The organism is Cupriavidus necator (genome assembly GCF_013141915.1).
Lineage (GTDB): Bacteria > Pseudomonadota > Gammaproteobacteria > Burkholderiales > Burkholderiaceae > Cupriavidus > Cupriavidus necator_B.
In genome coordinates this window covers 562,661-582,908 of sequence record NZ_SROX01000002.1, presented here as the reverse complement: position 1 = coordinate 582,908, position 20,248 = coordinate 562,661, and the positions used below count along the sequence as shown (strand labels likewise).

At 56.4% G+C, this 20,248-nt stretch carries 16 protein-coding genes; 14 read left to right on the top strand and 2 right to left on the bottom strand.

All coding sequences use genetic code 11. From position 1 onward, the window contains the following. Positions 1-54: 54 nt before the first annotated feature. The 8 genes from E5S69_RS07630 to E5S69_RS07595 all read left to right on the top strand — a co-directional run bounded on the left by E5S69_RS07630 (position 55) and on the right by E5S69_RS07595 (position 10,817). Positions 55-1,920 (top strand): KAP family P-loop NTPase fold protein, encoded by a 1,866-nt coding sequence (locus E5S69_RS07630; RefSeq protein WP_171514393.1) that lies wholly within the window; start codon positions 55-57, stop codon positions 1,918-1,920. Further along, the gene (gene qatB / locus E5S69_RS32765) at positions 1,921-2,799 is read left to right on the top strand and encodes a Qat anti-phage system associated protein QatB (protein WP_336510570.1); all 879 of its coding nucleotides are present in this window, start codon (positions 1,921-1,923) and stop codon (positions 2,797-2,799) included. Next, entirely contained in the window at positions 2,796-4,073 is a 1,278-nt protein-coding gene (gene qatC, locus E5S69_RS07620) for a Qat anti-phage system QueC-like protein QatC (protein WP_171514391.1), read from the top strand. The genes qatB and qatC overlap by 4 nt, the downstream gene beginning before the upstream one ends. Continuing rightward, a complete protein-coding gene (qatD, locus tag E5S69_RS07615) occupies positions 4,073-4,804 on the top strand; it encodes a Qat anti-phage system TatD family nuclease QatD (protein ID WP_171514390.1) in 732 nt (243 codons plus the stop codon). Before qatC ends, qatD begins: the two co-directional genes overlap by 1 nt. Positions 4,805-4,874: 70 nt before the next feature. Beyond that, positions 4,875-6,188 carry a hypothetical protein gene (locus E5S69_RS07610; RefSeq protein ID WP_171514389.1) on the top strand — a complete coding sequence of 438 codons (1,314 nt, stop codon included), beginning with the start codon at positions 4,875-4,877 and terminating at the stop codon, positions 6,186-6,188. Between the two features lie 133 nt (positions 6,189-6,321). After that, entirely contained in the window at positions 6,322-8,775 is a 2,454-nt protein-coding gene (locus tag E5S69_RS32760; protein WP_216621250.1) for an AAA family ATPase, read from the top strand. Beyond that, positions 8,772-10,076, top strand: a complete 1,305-nt coding sequence (locus E5S69_RS07600) for an McrC family protein (protein WP_171514388.1) — start codon at positions 8,772-8,774, stop codon at positions 10,074-10,076. The genes E5S69_RS32760 and E5S69_RS07600 overlap by 4 nt, the downstream gene beginning before the upstream one ends. A 99-nt stretch (positions 10,077-10,175) precedes the next feature. Continuing rightward, entirely contained in the window at positions 10,176-10,817 is a 642-nt protein-coding gene (locus E5S69_RS07595) for a DUF429 domain-containing protein (RefSeq protein WP_171514387.1), read from the top strand. Positions 10,818-12,037: 1,220 nt separating this feature from the next. On the opposite strand, the gene E5S69_RS07590 is transcribed toward E5S69_RS07595, so the two are convergent. Further along, positions 12,038-12,409 (bottom strand): PHA-granule associated protein 4, encoded by a 372-nt coding sequence (locus E5S69_RS07590; RefSeq protein ID WP_171514386.1) that lies wholly within the window; start codon positions 12,407-12,409, stop codon positions 12,038-12,040. A 269-nt stretch (positions 12,410-12,678) separates the two neighbouring features. Here E5S69_RS07590 and E5S69_RS07585 point away from each other — a divergent pair, with 269 nt between their 5' ends. Further along, a complete protein-coding gene (locus tag E5S69_RS07585; RefSeq protein ID WP_171514385.1) occupies positions 12,679-12,993 on the top strand; it encodes an H-NS histone family protein in 315 nt (104 codons plus the stop codon). A 69-nt stretch (positions 12,994-13,062) separates the two neighbouring features. Beyond that, on the top strand, positions 13,063-13,656 hold the full coding sequence (locus E5S69_RS07580; RefSeq protein ID WP_171514384.1) for a hypothetical protein: 594 nt from the start codon (positions 13,063-13,065) through the stop codon (positions 13,654-13,656). A 30-nt stretch (positions 13,657-13,686) separates the two neighbouring features. On the opposite strand, the gene E5S69_RS07575 is transcribed toward E5S69_RS07580, so the two are convergent. Further along, positions 13,687-14,418, bottom strand: a complete 732-nt coding sequence (locus tag E5S69_RS07575) for a DUF4145 domain-containing protein (protein WP_171514383.1) — start codon at positions 14,416-14,418, stop codon at positions 13,687-13,689. A 329-nt stretch (positions 14,419-14,747) separates the two neighbouring features. Between E5S69_RS07575 and E5S69_RS07570 the strand changes: the two genes are divergently transcribed. The 4 genes from E5S69_RS07570 to E5S69_RS07555 all read left to right on the top strand — a co-directional run bounded on the left by E5S69_RS07570 (position 14,748) and on the right by E5S69_RS07555 (position 19,662). Then, positions 14,748-16,616: an SIR2 family protein gene (locus E5S69_RS07570; protein WP_171514382.1), complete on the top strand. Its 1,869-nt coding sequence runs from the start codon at positions 14,748-14,750 to the stop codon at positions 16,614-16,616. Further along, on the top strand, positions 16,616-18,064 hold the full coding sequence (locus tag E5S69_RS07565) for an argonaute/piwi family protein (protein WP_171514381.1): 1,449 nt from the start codon (positions 16,616-16,618) through the stop codon (positions 18,062-18,064). Before E5S69_RS07570 ends, E5S69_RS07565 begins: the two co-directional genes overlap by 1 nt. Before the next feature lie 875 nt (positions 18,065-18,939). Next, positions 18,940-19,179, top strand: a complete 240-nt coding sequence (locus E5S69_RS07560) for a hypothetical protein (protein ID WP_171514380.1) — start codon at positions 18,940-18,942, stop codon at positions 19,177-19,179. A gap of 39 nt (positions 19,180-19,218) precedes the next feature. Beyond that, positions 19,219-19,662 (top strand): NUDIX domain-containing protein, encoded by a 444-nt coding sequence (locus E5S69_RS07555; protein WP_272871705.1) that lies wholly within the window; start codon positions 19,219-19,221, stop codon positions 19,660-19,662. Positions 19,663-20,248 lie beyond the last annotated feature (586 nt).

Here is a 20,248-nt window from a genome sequence, read left to right as displayed (position 1 = left end):
CAGGCGTTTGCGAAACAGCAAAACCAACCACGCAGAGCGTAAAGAGGACCCAGCATGTGGCATGACGTCGAGACCTCAACCGACCTTCTTAACTTTTCGGTCGTTGCAGATACGGCCGCCCAACTTATCCGAGACTCTGCGGGCCAGCCGCTTTCCATTGGCATATCTGGCAGCTGGGGCGTTGGGAAGTCCTCCTTGGTAAAGATGGTTGCGAACGCCCTAAAGAAGGGAGACGGGGCTGATAAAAAGTACGTTTTCCTGGATTTCAATGCCTGGCTGTATCAAGGATTCGATGACGCACGGATGGCGCTGCTGCAATCAGTATCTGACAAGCTCGTCAAAGAGGCGGAGGCCAGAAAGAATTTTCTCGAAAAGGCACTGGATTTCGCCAAACGTGTAAAGTGGCTCCGAGCGGCTAAACTTCTTGCTCCCGTCGCTCAGGGCGTTGTAGTTGGTGGGGCTATCGCCGGTCCTGTTGGGGCTGTTGTTGGGGCTGTGGGCGGCCTATTCAAAGCGGAGGGAATGCCGAGCGCAGAAGACCTGGCCAAGGTTAAGGAGGCCTACAATGAGCTTCAGCCTGAACTGAAGGATTTACTGAAGGACAAGGAAGCCGCGTCCATGCCGAAGGAGATTGCCGGCTTGCGAAACGCCTTTCACGAAATCTTGGAAGGTTTGGACGTTACCTTGGTGGTCTTCGTGGATGACCTTGACCGTTGCTTGCCCGACACGGCTATTTCGACCTTGGAGGCAATGCGTCTCCTGCTGTTCATGCCTAGGACTGCATTCGTCATTGCCGCAGATGAACAGATGATACGCGGTGCAGTTCAAGCTCACTTCAAGGGTGCGAACCTTAACGACGACCTGGTAACTAGCTATTTTGATAAGCTGATTCAGGTTCCGTTGCGCGTGCCACGACTTGGTATTACGGAAGTCAAGGCATACTTGGTCTTGCTGTTTGCGGACTTGGCAGAGCGTAGAGGGGAGCTTGCACCCGAGGTTCGCAAAGAGGCACAGGCGAAAATTTTGGATGCAGTCAAAAAATCTTGGGCAGGCGCGTTGACCCGGAAGACTCTCGCGGAAGCTTTCGGCCAGGCAAACGGATTCACGCAGAGAATCGACTTGGCTGACCAGCTTGCGCCCCTGCTGACGACTGCAGACCATATCGCGGGTAACCCTAGGCTTATCAAGCGGTTCATGAACAATCTCATGATTCGCGAGACTATCGCTAAGGCCCAGGGAATGTCCGTTGGCTTTGAAGAATTGGTCAAGCTCCAGTTGTTCGAGCGGTGTGTTTCACCAGCGGCATTTGAATTCCTTGTCAAGACCGTTGGCGAGAGCGAAGACGGAAAACCGCAATTCTTCGCTGACATCGAAGACGCGGTCGCGAAGGGCGAGACCTACAAGGTTCCGGACCCTAGTTGGGATGTCAAATTCATTGGCGGTTGGTTGAAGTTGTCACCCCCGCTGGCGGGCGTTGACCTGAGACCTCTCTTGTATTTGAGCAAGGACCGAGGTATCTCGATAGCGGCGTTTGATGAGCTCTCGCCAGAAGGGCGAGCATTGCTCGATGCAGTATTTGAAGCGAAAACTATCCTCGACCTGCTGGTGAAGCAGTTGCAAGCCCTGGGTGAAACTGAGGCTGAGCGCGTCCTTACGCGGCTAATGCGACGTGCCCGTTCCGAACAGTGGGGTATGACTTCACTGAATAGGTGCTTGCATGTGACCCGGGCATTCCCGCAGCTTGGTTCGCTCTTCGTCGGGCTGCTACATGAGATTCCTGCTGCTCAGCGCCCTGCTGCGTTGCTTCCCAACATCCGGGACGAAGCTTGGGCCAAGGAACTGCTCGTTGCCTGGGCCTTGGATTCCAATTCGCCACAACAAGTGAGAAATGCTTTGAAGGCATTCCAGGGAAAACAATAAATGGGTACCTCAACATCTAGCTCGGGTCCCGGTGCAGGAGTTCCCTTTGACCCCCCGTGGCTCGACCAGCTTGGGGGCGAGGTTGCTACTGGTGGAGACGGTCAGGCCGCTGATGGTAATGGCGGTGACGGTGCAGATACGGGGAATGACACGGATGAGGGAAACAATAACGACCAGGCGGGTCCAGTTCCCGCTGATGGTGTCGCACCTGCCCGCAGGTTTGCAGGGGCGCGTAGAGAACTAGGAGCCTTTGCGAGAACGGGGAGCAGCGACTCTCTCCGCCGTGCAATCGGTCACTACTCTCGGACTGGCATGGGCGGGGCAAGCAAAGCTGCCGCACGAATGCGAACGTCTGCTCGGTCTGCTGCTGGTCTCGTGTCGTTGTTGCAAGCTGCCCGTGATGGAACTGATGCGCGCGTGAGTCAGTGGGTTAGCTCGCTGGTTGCCGGAAATCCGTCTGTTCAAGATGTTATCGATGAAGTCATCGGGCAGCTCACGACGAGCGGTGGGAGCCTGGAGGAAGAGTCTTGCAAGGACTCTATGGCCCAGGCCATGGCTGAGCTGATGGAGAACCAGCCGACCGTCGATTTGCTCAACATGAGCGACGGCGACATCTGGTCGTTGGTTGAACTCTTTTTGGCCCAGGAGGCCTGCAACCGGCTGCAACTGGACATCGGCCAGATTTTTGAAAGTTCCAAATTGAATCCTCGTGAGGTCGTCGCGCGAATGAATGAAATGCGCGACTATCTCAAGGCTGAAATTTCCGCGCAGATGCGGACGATACGGCAGGGAAATCAAAATCCCTCGCCGAGGCAGCTTGAATCTACGATGCAGCAAGCGGTGCAGAGCACTTTCGCCGTATATGAGGGAACTCTATGACTCATGTTGTTTGCTCCCCGGCACACCTTCTGCCTAACGCCATTCCTGGTGGCGGTGATTATTTTTCTCTGTATTCGAACCCCGGCCGTGGGGATGTAGGCACGATTGCGCCCGGCTGGAAGAATGACCTTTCGCGTCTCGGGTTGAATCCTTCGGTCCAAGTGTGGGACTTCGTATCTCTGGCACTAGCGGTTGCGGCTGCTGACTTGACTTGTGTAAGAGCAGGGAGTGCCGACGGCTGGACGCGAGTCATTGAGTTGGATGTCTACCTGCATGACCCCGCACCTTGGACTGCCCAACAAGCGCAGCTCCAGGAAATGCTACGTTTTCTGACTGGCGATTTTTGGACGCTAAATCTGCTGCCCGGCGGGGAAGCACCCCCGCAATCAACGGCACCAGTGACATTAGATACGGATTGCGTGTCCCTCTTGTCAGGTGGGGTAGACAGCCTCGTCGGGGCAATCGACCTTTCAGCGGCTGGCCGTCGGCCAGTTTTTGTGTCGCAGATTGCGAAGGGGGATGCCGACAAGCAGCTGAGATTTGCGCGAGAGCTGAATGCAGCGGACCGCCACTTCCAGTGGAATCACCGCATTCGGTTGACTCATGCTTCGGAGCGTTCCACGCGCGGCCGCTCCATTGTATTTTTTGCTTTTGCGGCGCTTGCGAGCAGTGTTGTTCCTTTGCCAGGGAGTGGCCGCATCGAAGTCTTCGTCCCGGAAAATGGGTTCATCAGTCTTAATGTTCCCCTTACGCCGGGACGTTTCGGTAGCTTCAGTACGAAGACAACTCATCCGGTGCTGCTGGCGCGCCTTCAAGCCGTCTGGGATGCCGTGGGAATCCCTGCGCAGCTTGTGACGCCATACAGTTTCTCCACAAAAGGGGAGTTGTTGGAAAATTGCGCAGACCAGGCTTTGCTTCAGTCACTGGTGGGAGATTCCACCAGCTGCGGACGCTACGGATACTACAACTATATGCACTGTGGAAGGTGTGTGCCTTGCATGGTTCGAAGGGGTTCGTTCATTCGCGCAGGATTCGCGGATTCCACTCCTGCTTACCGTTTCGACAATCTCGGAACAACAGGCCGCAGAACTGGGGCTAACGATATTGGAGCTGCTGCTGTCGCATTCCTTCGAGCTAACGCTATAGGGGTTAATCGTCTTTTCGGTGGCGCGTTGAGCTTTGCGGATAACGGGACCCGGCCGCTATATGAAGGGGTCGTGCAGCGTGGTATCGAAGAACTTGGCGTCTTGTTGCAACACCATGGGGTCGTTTAATGGACTTGCATTGTCACCTTGACCTCTACCCGGACGCGTTGAAGTTACTGCCTGAAGTAGCCAAGCGTAATCAGTTCACCCTTGTCGTAACGACAAGTCCGCGCGCTTGGGTTGCAACTTCACGCGTCTTCGCAGGCCATGAGAACGTCAAGGTAGCGTTGGGGCTGCATCCGGAAATCGCGGAGCGCAAGGCGAATGAGCGCGACTTGTTGCTGTCAAGTGTGGCACAAGCACCATTTATCGGCGAGGTAGGGCTAGACGGCTCGCCGAGATTTCGTTCGTCGCTACCTCTTCAGCATGAAATCTTAGAGGCCGTCATTGCCGAGTGTGAACGCCAAGGTGGTCGCATAATTAGCTTGCACTCTCGAGGTGCGGCGACGGAAGTGCTGAATGTGCTGGAAAGGCATCCTTCAGTTGGAAAGCCAATCCTTCACTGGTTTTCAGGTACCAGTAGGGAACTGCAGCGCGCCATAGAACTGGGATGCTGGTTCAGTGTCGGGCCAGCTATGCTTTCCGGCGCAAAAGGTCGGGAATTGCTGAGTAAGATGCCAGCTGAGAGGGTGCTACCTGAGACTGACGGTCCTTTCGCAACGGTTAATAAAGCCCCTTTGATGCCCTGGCAAGCCGAGGACATCGTCCCTGTCCTGACCCATGTTTGGCGCGAGCCAACAGATGTCGTAAATGCCAAGCTAGCTTCGAACCTTGCCCGCTTGCTTAGACAGATTCGTTAGGTAACTACCGAATATTTTCAAGTTTGCCTGCCCAGCCACTCTCGTCGGACGCTAGGTACAGATTTCACGTATGTACGAAAACGATACCCCAGATGGCACGAGGTCGCAGGGTAAGCCTATCGAGGCCTCTTCCGGCGTAGTCAGTCGCGAATCGCTCTATGAACTGGTCTGGGCTGAATCGATGCTGAAAGTGGCAGCTCGTTTCGGAGTCTCGTCCAGCTATCTGGCCAGAGTATGCACATTACTCAATGTGCCGCGTCCAGCGCGCGGATATTGGGCGAAGTTGGCCGTTGGAAAGGAATCGCCAAAGCCGAACCTGCCCGATGCCCGACCAGGGGACGAACTTGTGTGGGCTCGCGGTGACGCTCAGTGGGAAACGAAACTCCCCGTCCCGAAGCCGCCTTCTGATAAGCCTCATAGGCGGGCCACGCGCCTCAAGCGGACTAACACCGAGCATGCCCTCATAGTCGGGGCCGAGACGATTTTCGAAGAAGGCCGTGCTGGTTACGGCGTGGGATACCTCAAGCCACGAAAGAAATTGCTTGTTGACATAGTTGCCACCAAGACCGGCCTTCGTAAGGCTCTTTCGTTTGCAAACGAACTGTTTCTTGCCTTGGAAGATGACGGCTACCGTGTTGTCATCGCGCCCCATGGAGAACATCTCTCGCGAAGAGATTTCGATGAACGTGAAGTTCCTCGGAAGGACCATAGTTACCGTGACCGATGGGCACCGGGACGCTGCACGGTTGTCTACATTGGTACAGTGGCCATCGGGCTCACGATTATTGAGATGTCCGAAGAGGTTGAGGTGAGGTATGTCAACGGTGAATACGTGCGGCTCAGCGAGCACGTACCTCCGAAGCGAGGGCGCTACGTGTCCGACCATGGATGGACCAGCAAACAAGATTTGCCAAGCGGCCGCTTTTGCTTGCAGGCGTATTCTCCATACTGGCGCGCTGAGTGGAGTAAGCAATGGCGAGAAACGCCGGCCCGGGATATTACAGGTCTCATTCCAGTCATTGTGAAGGAACTGCGGCAGTCGGCTTCCGAGGTCGCTAGGTTAGCTGCTGAGGGCGAGCGCCAGGCTGAGCTTGAACGTCAGCGCTGGGAAGCCCAACAGCAGCAATGGCGCAGAGAGGAGGCGGAAAAGCGAGCGGCGAAGGCGCTTAAGGACAGTACAGAGGAGCTCCTTCAAATCATTGATGGCTGGGCCCAGTCGCGGCGATTGGCAGAGTTCTTCCTTGACGCCGAGCAGAGACTGCGAGACTTGAGTGGAGAAGCGAGGATTGAAATGCATGAGCGACTAAGGCGCGCTCGAGAGCTCGTTGGCAGCGTCGACGCACTGGAGCGTTTTCGCTCATGGAAGGCACCGGAGGAGCGTTAGCGACCGTGGTTGCCCTACACGTTCATACTAGGTTCTCGAAACTCGCGAAATTCGGCGGGCTACGACACCCGGCTATGCGATACAGTTCCACCATGCGCAGGACTGAACAATCTGAGACAACGAGGTAGGTCAGGTGGATACCAAGAACACGAGCGACACGCTGGACGGTCAATGGCAGGCACAAAACCAGCTTTGGGAGCAGTTCTTAAGCAAGTGGCCGCTACAGAAGTTGCGCTCCATGGCGCTGCACGAATATACCCAAGCGGGCAATCCCGACTCTTTCACGAACTGGCTCGAGATACGATTGGCGGAGATGGGCAGCATCTGGGGTGGCTCCGCCTTCAAGTTTGGTATCTTTTCGCGGAAGGATAAGACGGACAAGCCAGAGGGTGGCGGTGCGTCGTATTCCGACGACTATGCCTGGTATTCAAAATATGGGGCGACGGCGGAAGTGGCGTTCCAAAAGGTTCGTGAAATTATTGCCACGGTTGCCGAGGCTGCCGCTCAAGGGGATTTGCAAGCCATCGAGGCGGCCGACCTTGGCCAAGTGGTGAAATGGAAGATTGCGTTTCACTATCAGGACCCGAGCCGGCCATGCATTGTCAATATTTTTAAGAAAGCGCCGCTACAGACGTTTCTAGGCGAATCTAACAAGAAGTGCAGCATGGCGGAATTGCAGCGAGCCACGGTCCAGAAGCGCGCACCGGATGAAGAACTTCTCGGGTTCAGCGCGCGCATATGGTCTGAGTGGAAGGCAAAGGCTATCGCTATCTGGAAGTTGTCCCATGGAAGGCGAGAATTTTCTCTCGATGACCTTGAGAAATTGATGCGGTCACGGTTGGCAGTCATGCACCGTGATACTGGGAAAGGGCAAGGCAAGAACTTTCAAGAGGCGCCTGTCGGTACCTTGTTTTACTTATGCCATGGCAACGCCGTGCAGCTTCTTGGTCGCTTGAGCGGAGAAGTGGAGGATGCCGAGCGGGGTGAGGGTTGGATTCAGCGTCGTTATGAGTTGTTGAAGCCGTCGATTACCTCCGCGCCATACCAAGTCAATGCAAAATCGTGGACTCCTCGAGGAGTTTCCACGTTCAAAAGGGTACCAGATGAGGACCTGCCGGAATTTGAGACAACCCTACTGAAGCCCTATTTCGGTATTGGATTGGAGGACGTCATGGACTTGGAGCCGGTCCAGCCGTCTGCCGAGCAGGCCGCAATACCGGCCCCGAGGCCGCAGGCTGGTGGCGGGCCTCTCAATCGCATCCTGTTCGGGCCACCAGGGACAGGAAAAACCTACCGGTCCGTGGCGGAAGCCGTTGCCATTATCGACGGGGCCAGTGTGACGTCTCTTCTTGCGCCGGAAGCCTATCCACAGGCCAAGGCGCAGTTCGACCGGTACCGGGAGGCCGGCCAGATTGAGTTCGTAACCTTTCATCCGTCTTATGCCTATCAGGATTTCGTCGAGGGAATCCGACCGGACGCCACGAGTGACGGACAGGTACATTACTCAGTGGAGCCTGGCGTACTCAAGCGAATTGCACGCGCGGCGGAAGACAACTGGCGCGCGTCCTTGCACCCGCAAGGCAACGATGTGCTCGAGGATGAGCGTTTTGAGCGCGCCTTTGCAAAAGTGGTGGACGACATTGAGGAGTCCGAGAAGGGCTTCGTCGAAGCCAAACTTTACAAGGGCTACCCTGCCGAGGTCCGCGTTGGCGCAACGGAACAGAACTTGACGGCGCTGCTCCCAGGATACCCCACGATATATAACGCCCCGAAATTCCAGCTCAAGAAGCTGTGGGCGCGGCGAGCTCTTGTCAAGAGACCTGCAGATTTGGGCAGCCTCTACAACCGTTCCACCTTCTGGGCGATATTGAAGCTCTTGGAGGCGGCTGATGCCAAGCTTGGGGCTCTGGTTCCCGCCGCGCCCACTGAGCTCAAGCATTACGTCTTGGTTATCGATGAAATCAATCGTGGCAATATTGCTAAGGTTTTTGGCGAGCTGATTACCTTAATCGAAGACGACAAGCGATTGGGCCAAGCCAACGAACTGACTGTGCGCTTGCCGTACACGCCTGAGGAGGCACCATTCGGGCTGCCCCCGAACTTGTTCATCGTGGGCACGATGAACACCGCCGACCGCTCCATTGCCCTACTGGATACCGCTCTGCGCAGACGGTTCCACTTTGAGGAACTGATGCCTGACGAGAGCGCGCTGAACACAGATTTCGTCGATGGCGTGGATTTGAAGGCGCTGATGCGAAAGCTCAACCAGCGCATTGCCTACCTATTTGACCGAGACCATACCATCGGGCACGCGTATTTCACTGGCATCAAATCTTTCCGGGACCTAGACGACCGGCTGCGGTTCAAAGTCATCCCGCTGCTGCAGGAGTATTTTTTCGATGATTGGTCAAAGATTCGCCTGGTATTCAAGGATGGACCAAAGAAAGAGGCCAAAAAGCACATCGTCTGTCAGGCGGACGTCGACGCGCAGTTGTTTGACGACGAGTTGGAGATAGCAGATGCGCGTGCTTCCTACTGCATTGCTCCGAAACTGACTGTGGACATGGTCAAGGCCATCTACGAATGACTGTCGTCAGCTTTCGGGAGTATGAGCGCATCCGGGTGGTGCCAACGTTGTCAGCCCTTGACGAGCGCGCCCTCTCGGTGAACGAACTGCGGATTCTCGAGGAGCTGGGCAAGCGCTTGAATTTCCCCATCATCGAGCACCTCTCCCACTCCTGGATTCGTCCTCGGCAGTACGTGGGGGCGATTCAGCTTCCCACGCGCATGTTGGAGTTTCTGCCAAAAGTCGAGAGTGACGCGGCAGATAAGGAGAGCTTGCCTTTAGTCCGTCATAACCTGCTAAAAATGCTGCTGGTCGCGTATGAGCTGGACGGGGCCAACACCGACAAAGCGGCACTGGCTGAGCATTCGGGTGGTTGGCTCGATTTGCTGATTCGCCTCTTTGCCGGCGCCATGGCAGAGCAAATCAGGCGAGGTCTGGTAAAGCTGTATCGAGAGGCCGAGGAGGATTTGCCGGCTGTGCGTGGCCGCATCTTGATAGACGAGCAATTACGCCGGAATCTCGTCCACCGCGAACGGACTGCCTGCGCGTTTGATGAGTTTGACGAGAACCATGCGTTGAATCAACTTTTCCGAGCGGCCATCACGCGCATGCTGCGGGTGGCGGGCACACATGGCACGCAACAAGCTATCCGTGAGCTACTGCCCGCATTCGAGGCGGTGGCTGATGTACAGCCGAGCCGCGCGTGGCTCGACAGGGTGAGGCTGGACCGGATGAGTGAGCGCTACGACGTTTGCCTCGGGTTAGCAAAGCTCTTCCTAAATGGCGCTACGACCGACCTCTATGCGGGCGAGCAGGATTCCTTCGCGCTGTTGTTCGACATGAACGAAGTATTCGAGCGCTATATTGGGAAAGTCATGCGGCGCACACTACGACCCGAAGGGAATGAGGTCCTGCTGCAGCACACCAAATACCATCTGGTCCGCGACGTGCCGGGGAATCGCCGCCTCTTTCAGCTCCGCCCGGACATAGTGGTGACGGCTAACGGTGCGTCGCGATGCATCGTGGATACCAAATGGAAGCGCTTGCAGGCGGTGGAACGAAAGCTGGGTGTCGCGCAGCCGGACCTCTACCAGATGTTGGCTTACTCGGAGCGCTACGGTTGCGAGGCGGTACTGCTGCTTTACCCGTGGAGCGATTCGGGAGGGAAGCAGCCGGGGGTTGGTGCGCAATTCGTCTTTGAGGGGAAGACTACGCGCGTGACCATTGGGGAGATTTCGCTTCAGGACCTCAGTACGGTTCCGGCGCAGCTGCAGGCGCTAATGTCATTGGCGGCACCATGTACTTGCGACCTCTGCACGTGAGGTTTGCCGACGGCGCTTATTGCAGGCATGAGTTTTCCGAGTGGACATTCTTCGAATCTTCCTCCGGAGCATGTCGGCTTCGTTACGAATCGTCTCGCAATGACTGAAACGCCAATGACGAGCGCTGTTGCTGGCATCGATGTGGGTGGTGACAAGAAAGGCTGCCACTTGGTCGTCCTCCAGGGAACGTCGATTTTGAGCAGCATCAATAGCAAGACGCCGGAGGATTTTGTTCATGTTTGCGCTGAACATGGCGTCATAGCAGTCGGCGTTGATTCCCCTTGCCAGTGGAGGGGTGGAGATGGCGCTCGACAGGCCGAGAGAGAGCTGGCGCGGGAAAGAATCAGCTCGTTCTCAACCCCCACACCGCAGCTCGCTGTCTCTAATACCAAGAATTTCTACGGCTGGATGTTCAGCGGAGAGCGGGTGTACCAGGCACTCGCCTCAATCTACCCGCTTCTGAAGGAAAGGGCCTATTCGGGCGGGCGCGTTAGCTTCGAGACCTTTCCACATGCAATTGTTTGCGCCATGCTGGGTAAGGACGTTGCGTCCGCGAAGCAAAAGCGCACTCAGCGTAGGCAGCTCCTCGAACGGATGGGGATTGACACCAGAATGCTGAAGTCCATCGACGAGATTGATGCGGCCCTATGCGCATTGACGGCAAGATTCCTACTCGAAGGTAAAACCTACTCGTACGGTGATGCCACGGGAGGATACATTCGGGTTCCTGCCGCTACATAGTAGTAATCCATGGATTCTCTGGTGGGCCCTATTCAGTTTCTCATCTATGCGCCGTTAAGCAGCGACAGGCTCGAAGAGAACTCAGAACGAGGAGGCACAGAAGGGATGGAGAAGTATGACGCAGTGGACGTCGGCCGTAGCATTGGGTGGGATATGGCGATGTATGGCCAAGTACCTCCTATCGATGCCTCCCTTCACATAGTTGAAGGGTACAAAGGCTGGCGCGCTCACTTTCCCAATCCCGCTCGGCCGGACAGGTATCACACGAAGTGGCTCCAGTTGCGCAGGAACGCGTATGTGCGCGGGCGACTTGTCCAGAAAGAGATTACGCCTGAGTTCATCGAGCTCATCGACTACGCGACGTGCCCTGTGACACTCGAAGTGCTGACACATGGGACCAGAACGGACACGGACTGGTCGGTGGATAGAGTGAACAATGACGGCGCGTATGCAGACGGAAATCTCATCGTCATGTGCACCCGAGCTAACAGAGCGAAGGGAGGCAAGAGCTACGCGGACGTCCGGTCGCTGGCGATTGCCGGCGCACAGCGAAGGGCTCAGTGGCGCAGAATGGATGCGGCTGCTATGTCTGATGTTTGGGCCGACACCCTAGTGCGACTGACATCGAGCCGCTGGTGCGGCCCCTTCGAACACGTATTCCAAATAAGAGTACGCGACACAAATACCACCAGCTTCAGCATGTCCTGCTCAAATCCCTCCGGAAATCATCGCTCCGGAACAAGTGGATGAAAGCCTTGCATAAGCACAATCCATTGCCGGTCCAACGTGCAAATCTCGACTCCGTCTATCACCGACTTGGGGAGCTATCGAAGACGGATGGCTATGAGTACGATGCTCTCGCTGATAGCAAGCTGCAAGAATGGCTTTGGGGCTGGTATTCGTCGCTTGTTCCTATGCAAAGGGCGGCGCTGGGTGGAACCCTGAATGCTGTAGCCGGGGGAAATCGACTTACGAAATCCCAGGTTGACAGCTGGTCCTTGGCTACACGTGGATACTCTGACGTCAAGTGAGGGGAGGAGGTCCACCTATGAACAACCGGGCTATCTCTTCGTTTCTGGCGTCAACAGAATCAGGCATCTCTCGGTAGCTACCCAACACAAGCATGACCACTTTACCCACTAGCAATCCGACTACCCGGGCGTGTGTCTGCGCCGCCCTTAAGCTCAATGCGAATGCGGCAGCGCTAAAAGCGCCGCCTACTACCCCCACACCTCATCCACGTCCCGCATCAAGTGCCCTGCGAGAATGTAGTCGCCCAATTTCGATGCCTTTGCCTCCAACTGCTCCAGTTCGCCTGCTGGTAGTTCACTCAGCTCAAACTGACAGTAAAGATTTCTCTGCCTGAACGTCGTCTTCGGCTGCTTTAGGCCTGCGACCAACGCCGCTGGCGAGCTGACGGCAATGTTTTCGTGGCCGCGATACTCGACGCGTATCCCGCGCTTGTCGCCAAGACGACCGAGTTCAATTGCATCTTGCCAGCCAGATTCGTAATCTAATTCGATTACTGTTACTCCTGCTGTTTCCAGGAGCCGCAACGCCTCCTCCTTCGTGCCCGCTCGAGCTATTGTCATTCTGCCCTCCACTGCATCTTTCGGCGGCTGCATCCCAGCCGGTCCGTCTCAAACAAGGCGCGTGACCATGCCGGACATGCCGGCGCACCTTGGCGCTAGTCACATGTTGCACAGCAATATTGTAAGCTGAGGAACAGCACTCTTGCCGGGTCTGGCTCGCGAGCGGATTGGGGCGATGGGTAATCGTAATTTTTCGAAGTGCGAAACATGTGGCGCCAGAAAAAGAAATAATCTAGGATTGCCTCCATACTAATTACTGGAGGAACAAAATGGCTACTTACAAGCAATTAATGGCACAGAAGGAAGCTATCGAGGCCCAACTCGCTGAAGCGCGCGCAACGGAGGTCGCAGGCGTTATCGACAAAATCCGCTCCCTGATGGCAGAATTCGGCCTCACCGCAGAGGACATTGAAGGCAAACGTCGCCGTGGCCGCCCGGCCGGAAGTGGTGCGCCGAAAGCTGATAAGCAGCCGTTGCCGCCCAAGTATCGCGACCCCAAGACCGGCAAGACTTGGTCGGGTCGCGGCCGCACACCGGCATGGCTCGGGAAGAATCCGAATCGATACCTGATTGGTGAAGAGTAAGCCGTCAATTGGCTTGTGACGCCTTGTCGAACGCATCCTCATACACGTTAGGCTCGAGGTAGAACTCTGATGGCCTCACCCAAACGAGTACAAGCATGGCGTCAGATTGCGGAAACCGACTTCGACAGCGCGTTTCATCTATTGCTCGGTCGGCTCGTCCATGCCATTGCCCGGTTGGACTTCAATATTGGGCTGCAGTTGCGCTACTGCGGTCACGAGCAAGACCCGAAGATTCGAGAGCTCCTCGAGCCTCAAACTGCAAGGCTAAAGGGTCGATTGAAAGCCTTGGAGCGTTTGATGCGGGCTGCGTGGACGAGTTCGAACCTTGACGGGGAGCGAGAGTTTGCACTGTGGTTCGAGCGCGCGCACAAAGCACGTGGGTTCCGCAATAACTATTCCCACGGCCGTTGGGGGGTACCAGGGAAGCACCTGTACACCGAGTCCGGAAGACTCTGTGACGCGACTCCGTTGCTTGTTTTTGTGCCTCTCGATTGGGACATGTCGCCCAATCGAGAGGACAAATCAATCGACCTGACGTTGGAGGATTTTGCCGCCCAAGTCGAAGAGGCCGAACTGCTATCGAGCCAGTACCAGAATCTGGTGACGAAGTATGGCGCGCACCTACACATCGGGCAACGATTGGGCGGAAAGGGCAGCATGTAGAGAGGGGGCGATGAAATGCCCCCGGCTCCATTACGGACTCTTCTGCTTGCGAGTAGCTCTGGCTTGTTTCAAGCTGGCCGCCTTCGCAGGAATTTCGTAGACCTGTTCCAGCATGTGCTCGACGATGTCCAATGCGAGTCCCAGTTCTTCCTGTGGCGCTCCGGTTAGCTCGTGCACGGCTTCGTTCCCGAGAAACCTATGGGAGTGCAGAAAGTCGGCGCTGTCGGCGGTAACGACTCCTTGCTCGTGCAGACCGTAAATCTTCCCTTCCAGGTTTCCAGTCCGCTTCGGCGAGCCATTTGCCTGAGGAACAAGCCCGTCCTTTACTCCGCGGTCCACGCACAGGCCTTCCACTAGCGCTCGCAACCCAGCCGCACACAGGATGTGCGAGTCATTGTTGAGGCGCGCGACCACTTTCGCATAGAGCTTTGTGAGCGTCGTAGGCACATGCTCAAACCGGCGAACCGGCCTGCCGTCTCGCGCCGGGTATAGAGTTTCATTCCCCAGGTCATCCGGGTCGGCATCTTCGGAAAACCAGTGGTGGTGACGAAAGGTGACCGCCTTGCAGCCGCCGCACTGCAAGATTTGATAGTTCTCTTGCCACTCTACACTCCAAGACGCTTCTCCATGAGAACCTGATTCTCGGAATGAAGGTGCGGCGACCTTGTGCTCAGTCTCACGTCTGCAATCGATGCAGAGTACTTGCAGGGTCAGTCCCTGGTTTTGCTGAACAGTGAACTCCCTTGTTGCGGTGTCGCTCATGATTTTTGTGTCGTACGGGCAGTGCGCTTGGATTGTATGCCAATGTGGAGTAACTGCCCCAGGTCACTTGTAGGCTAATGGCTATATCCCGATTTACATACGTGTGCCCTAAGCGGGAAGGGAAATCCCGCCTTCACCCGTTTGAGTTATGGCGTTTTTCCGGTGCGACGCGAGCCGACCCAAGCCACGCCGGAAACCACTGAAGGTTCGCCGCCTCATTCTTGGGGTGCGAGGCTCCATATTGGACATCTATCAAGTTTGCATAGATGACTCCGTTGGTTGGTTCTGATACCTTCTTATCACATTCGGGAAACGATTGACGGAGTCTTATGGATTCATCAGTACGAGTGATTTCGGGGCCAGAATTTGCGTCTGTTTTTGCGCTCCGCCCACACTTGTTTGCGTGGTTCCTTGGTGCTGGCGCATCTGCCGCCTCCGGCATCCCGACCGGCTACGCGATGATTCGAGACTTCAAGACACGCATCTTCTGCAGGGAGGTGGGATACACCCTGAAGGAAATCGATGCGGCCGACCCGCTATGGATTGCTCGGATTGACGATTTCTTCAAAACGAACTCCATCCTTCCGCCGGATGGAGACCCCACCGAGTATTCGGCAGCATTCGAAGCGGTTTATCCCAGCGAGCGAAATCGCCGTCAGTACATTGATGACGCGATTCGCCTCGGTAGTCCTTCCTTCGCTCATCGCGTCTTGGCTTCCCTGATGTCGAGCGGCAAGCTGAACGTCGTGTTTACGACAAATTTCGACCCGCTAGTTGAAACCGCCGTAACGTTGACTGACCAGTTGCTCACGCCTGAACAGCGAGCTTTGCCAACTCTAGCTGCTATTGATTCCGCCGAGCGGGCGTCTCGCTGCGTTGCCGAGTCAGATTGGCCTTTGATTGCCAAGCTGCATGGTGACTACAAGTCCACCAACATCAAGAACACGAGCAGTGAGCTTGAACACCAAGATGAGAACATGCGTCAGGTTCTTGTCGATGCCTGTCTACGGTTTGCTCTCGTTGTAGTGGGTTACAGCGGGCGCGACACCTCAGTAATGGAGGCGCTGGAATCTGTGCTGAAGCATCCGCATGCGTATCCAAGCGGCTTGTACTGGGTGTGTTCGTCCAGGTCGAAGCTGCTTCCCGCTGCGAACCAATTACTGGAGAACGCGGCCATAGCGGGAGTAGACGTCTACATCATAGAGTCAAAGAATTTCGATGAGCTGGCGGGTGACCTGATTGCCCAGGTCGATTTGCCCGATGTGCTGATGGAGCACGTGATGCAGCGTAAGGCGCCGCCGCGCCTGCAACTCGTCAAGCCTCAGACCGTTGATGCGCAAGCATTTCCGGTTCTCCGCTATTCCGCGTTGCTTGTGAAGAGCGTGCCAACCGTTGCGAGACGTATCCAGCTGTCTAGGGCAAGCACGACGGTAGAGGTACGAGCGCTGCTGAAGGAGCAAGGGTGCCGTGCTTTGGTGGCTTGCCAAGGGCGACAGCTTGCGGTGTTTGGAAACGACGCCCAGTTGATTGGGGCCTTGCAATCCATGGGCCCCAAACTGGACGGCACCGTTCAACTGGACCCTGAAAAGGATAGCTGGGCGCTCGGCCTCATTTACGACGCGGTGACACGGGCGTTGTCACGCCGGCGCCCCCTAGCACCACGCTTCAAGCGCTCAGGCCACGGGCTTGTCGTGGTGCGGACGCGGCCGGACGAAGAACAAGGGCTGGTGCGCAAGCGAGAAGCAGAACTCAGCCGCTTGAAGGCTGCTTACGAAAGTCCGCTGACGGGGACCGTGCAGAATCTCTCGTTTCCATACCAGGAGGGAGTCAACCTCAAGCTGGAGCGCATTGAAGGCCGTTGGTGGTGCAACTTCGAGCCCTTTACGTTTGTTGATGTTCCGCTCCGAAAGGAGAACTCATCGGGTGCGGCAGCTGGAGATGCGCTGGCCTTGCCGCAAAGAGGTGGCGGTGACCCCGCAGGAGATTGGCGGCGCGAGAGGTGGGCTCGAAAATACAACCCTCAATGGTCGCGAATCGTTGACGCTTGGGCGGCCCTGCTTACCAGTGGGGATAACGGCCACGTATCGGCCTTTGGTTTCGCCGCGAACGAAGGCATAGATGCATCCTTCTCCCTGTCGCCAGTCACAGGCTGGAGTCGACCGTCGCACCACCACGTGTACTTCGAAAGGACAAAGTGATGTCCGTTGCTGCCCTCTCAAAGCTCCCGCCGTTCACTCTACTGGAGGAGCCACTGCTCGCTTTCTCCCCGGCGGATACGAATCAGGTAGATGTCCATCCATTGCGCGGGCTTGTCCGCTACGGCCCATTTTCGAAGGCGTCGTTTGGTCGCTTCGCCTCCTCATTACGCATTGCCACAGTCGGGCCGGCGAGTGCGTTCAAGACGCGCGGCGAGTTGATGACGTCGCTCCGCCAAGCCTTAGAGCCGTCTGACCGCTCGGAATACGTGCCTCGGTATCCCGGCTTTGACGAGCTGTTCGGAATTCAGCTTGTATCTGCAGCACCTTCTGCGCACGTAAAATGGCCGGAATCTCTTGGACAGTTGCCCGGCGAAGGCACACCGTCGGAGCGCCTCTATGAAGCAATGGAGAACGCGCTGCGCCGACTCGATGCAGTCCGGAACGAATTCGACGTGGTGCTAGTTCACTTCCCCGACAACTGGGGCCCGGCAACCAGGTCGAAGGATTTCGATGCACACGACGTACTGAAGGCGCTTGGCGCTAAGTACAACATACCAACGCAGGTTCTGAACGACCGGGCATTCACTTTCAAATACAAGGCGTCACTAGCTTGGCGCCTGTCTATCGCACTTTACGTGAAGGCAGGTGGAATTCCTTGGAAACTGGCCCGTATGACCAGTGTGCCGGATGAGACGGCATATATTGGCCTCGCATATGCGCTGCGAGGGGACCAACGTGATGCACACTTCGTGACGTGTTGCTCCCAAGTCTTTGACATGGATGGTGGGGGCATGCAGTTTGTCGCATTTGAAGCACGCGACCCCGTGACGGATTTGCTGGAGGCAAAAAGGAATCCGTTCCTCAGCCGCGATGATATGCGTGCGGTTCTGGCACGTAGCCTGGAGCTTTACCAGGGACGCAATGGCGGCGTGCTACCAAAGCGCTTGGTCATACATAAGACCACTGCCTTTAAGCAGGACGAAATCGACGGCGCCTTTGACGCGTTGGCGGGCGTGCCAGAGGTCGATTGCATTGAGGTCGGCACAAATGCAAGCTGTAGAGGAGTCTGGTTGATTGAGTCTGGGAGGGATGGTCCCAAGAGCAAACCATCCGGCTATCCGGTACCACGAGGAGTCGTAGTCGTACGCTCGGGCAATTCGGCGCTGCTTTGGGCGGCTGGAAATGCTCCAGGCGTGTCCAACACTGGGGACTACTACCAAGGGAAGAAGAGCATCCCGCGGCCGCTCCAATTGACACGGCACGCCGGACGAGGTCCACTGGAAACCGTCGCGCTCGAGGCGCTCGCCCTGACCAAGATGGATTGGAATAACGATGCGCTGTACGACCCGGTTCCAGTCAGCATCCGGTACTCGCAACGACTGGCGCGGACGATTGCCAACGTGCCAGATTTGCCCGGGAAGACCTACCCGTATCGGCTCTTCATGTAACCCGGCATGGGAGTGAAATGCATATTGGAGCTCTTTACCCCGCTTTTCTCGGGTTAGGGCTGCGAGAGACCCGACCTTAGAAATGACCGCAATGAGGCGAACGAGAGCTCTGATGCAGACGCCTTTTGGTAGAGATGCCCCCTTCCTGTGGCTGAATTGCATTGCCTATAAGTCCGAAAAGGAATGTCGCATATCCAGTACACTGAAGGGGCATGCTGGTCGAGCTTGGCAACGATGAAATCGTGGGAATCGGCAGCCGAGCCTAAGTCAAGAGCCAACGCTGTTCGCCGTCACCGTCGGCCAGCGTCATCCACTAGTTAGGGATAGGAGCAACATGGCGCAGGACAATCCATATGAAGATGTTATCGTCGAGAGCTTCCGCCCCCCTGATACGAGTGGCCTTCATGGTCCAGTGCACATACGCCCAGCACCGGGCGGAAAATACTCTACTGAATTGCACGTCGAGTGTTCGAAGCGTTTGTCGCGTGACTATCCACCTGGTACTCAATTTCGGGTGCGGGCGAAGTTGACCGACCGAGACGGTGGCGGACAATTCCTCTATAGCTACCACGGATGGGAGTTTGAGGTCTTGGGCTAGAAGTATTGCTCGGCCGACTCCTTTATGCCATTCCCAGGCTGGACTTCAATGTAGGCTTGCAGCTTCGCTATTGGGCGCACGAAGACGACTCAAGGATTCGTTCGCTGTTAAAGCCGCGACGCCGAAGCTGGAAGAGCGGCTGAGAGTCCTGGAGCAGTTGGTAGCCTCAGCATGGTAGGCTGCTCATGATGAGGGGCAAAAGCAACTGGGCGGCTGGTTTGAGCGCGCCCACAAGGCCCTAGGATTCCGGAACGAGTACGCCCACGGCCTGTGCGGCGTGCCAGGCAAACACCTGCATGCCGAGTCTGGCCGGCTCTGCGACGCAACACCGCAGCTTGTCTTCGTGCTGCTCGACGGGGACATGTCGCCAAATCGCGAGGACAAATCAATTGAGCTGACCCTAGACGAGTTTGCTGCTCAGGTTGAAGAGGCGAAGCAGCTATGGGGCCAGTTCTGGGACATCGTGACGAAGTATGGGGAGCACCTTTATCCTGGCCGACGACTGACGGGGGTCTGAGGCAAATCCGTTCGCCGAGCGGACCCCGGATGCCCATCGTTGCAAACCTATTGGAAAATGACCATAGTAAAGCGTTCGGCAGGTCTGGTTGTGATGCGGCAATTCGACGGCGAGTGGCGCTGTCTGGTCCTGCGCGCTTACCGCAATTGGGACTTTCCAAAAGGGCTGCCAGAGCCTGGCGAGGAACCGTTGCAGGCGGCACTGCGTGAGACCACAGAGGAAACGGGGCTGACTGACCTGGAATTGCCTTGGGGCGAGGATTATCGCGAGACCGAGCCGTACTCAAAGGGAAAGGTCGCGCGCCTATATCTTGCGCTGTCGAGCCTGGGTGATGTGAGTCTTCCAGTCAGTGTCGAGCTTGGCCGTCCCGAGCACCACGAGTTTCGCTGGGTTTCTTTCGCAGATGCTCAGGCGCTCTTGCCGCAAAGGTTCTGGCCGATACTGCAGTGGGGAAGGGATATGGCCGCTAACGGGAGCTCCTGAATCGGTTGCAGCCCATTGCTCATTTCACCTCAAGGAGCTCCTAGGCGACCAAAGATGCGTACCTCTTTGGAAATGGTGTACGGCTCGGTTTGCTGATTAAAGGCGAGAAAGTGAACCATCTCCAAGTGCCGCCGGAACGCTGCCTCGTCGTCATACACCCTCGAAGTGGCACGGATGGGAGCAGTGAGTACGGCGAGCCCGGTAAAGGTAGCGGCGCAAAGAGGCGGTTGGAAAAGGCAAGCAAGGCTAGCATTTAGGTAAGGACCGCCCGGTACGTCTCTTTCTACAGACTTGCATCCGCTGCCGAATTGCCTACACTCCAGTTGCGCGCCCTCGCTGGCGCCTCAGCGTTGCCGCCACAAGCAGAACTACATCCTGGCAACAAATTTCCGAATCTTGTTTGCATACGCGCTATCGCACCAAGCGTTCCGGTAGCCCAATGCGTCGCTCGCACCGTTGATAACAAGATGGCGCCTGCACGCATGTTCGTGCTGCAGCTGTATCCATTTTCCTGAGCTTTCGCTCGAGGGAATGGACCACTGCAGCCAACGAGCTGCTGAAGCGATAAGCAGCGTTAGTTGCGAAG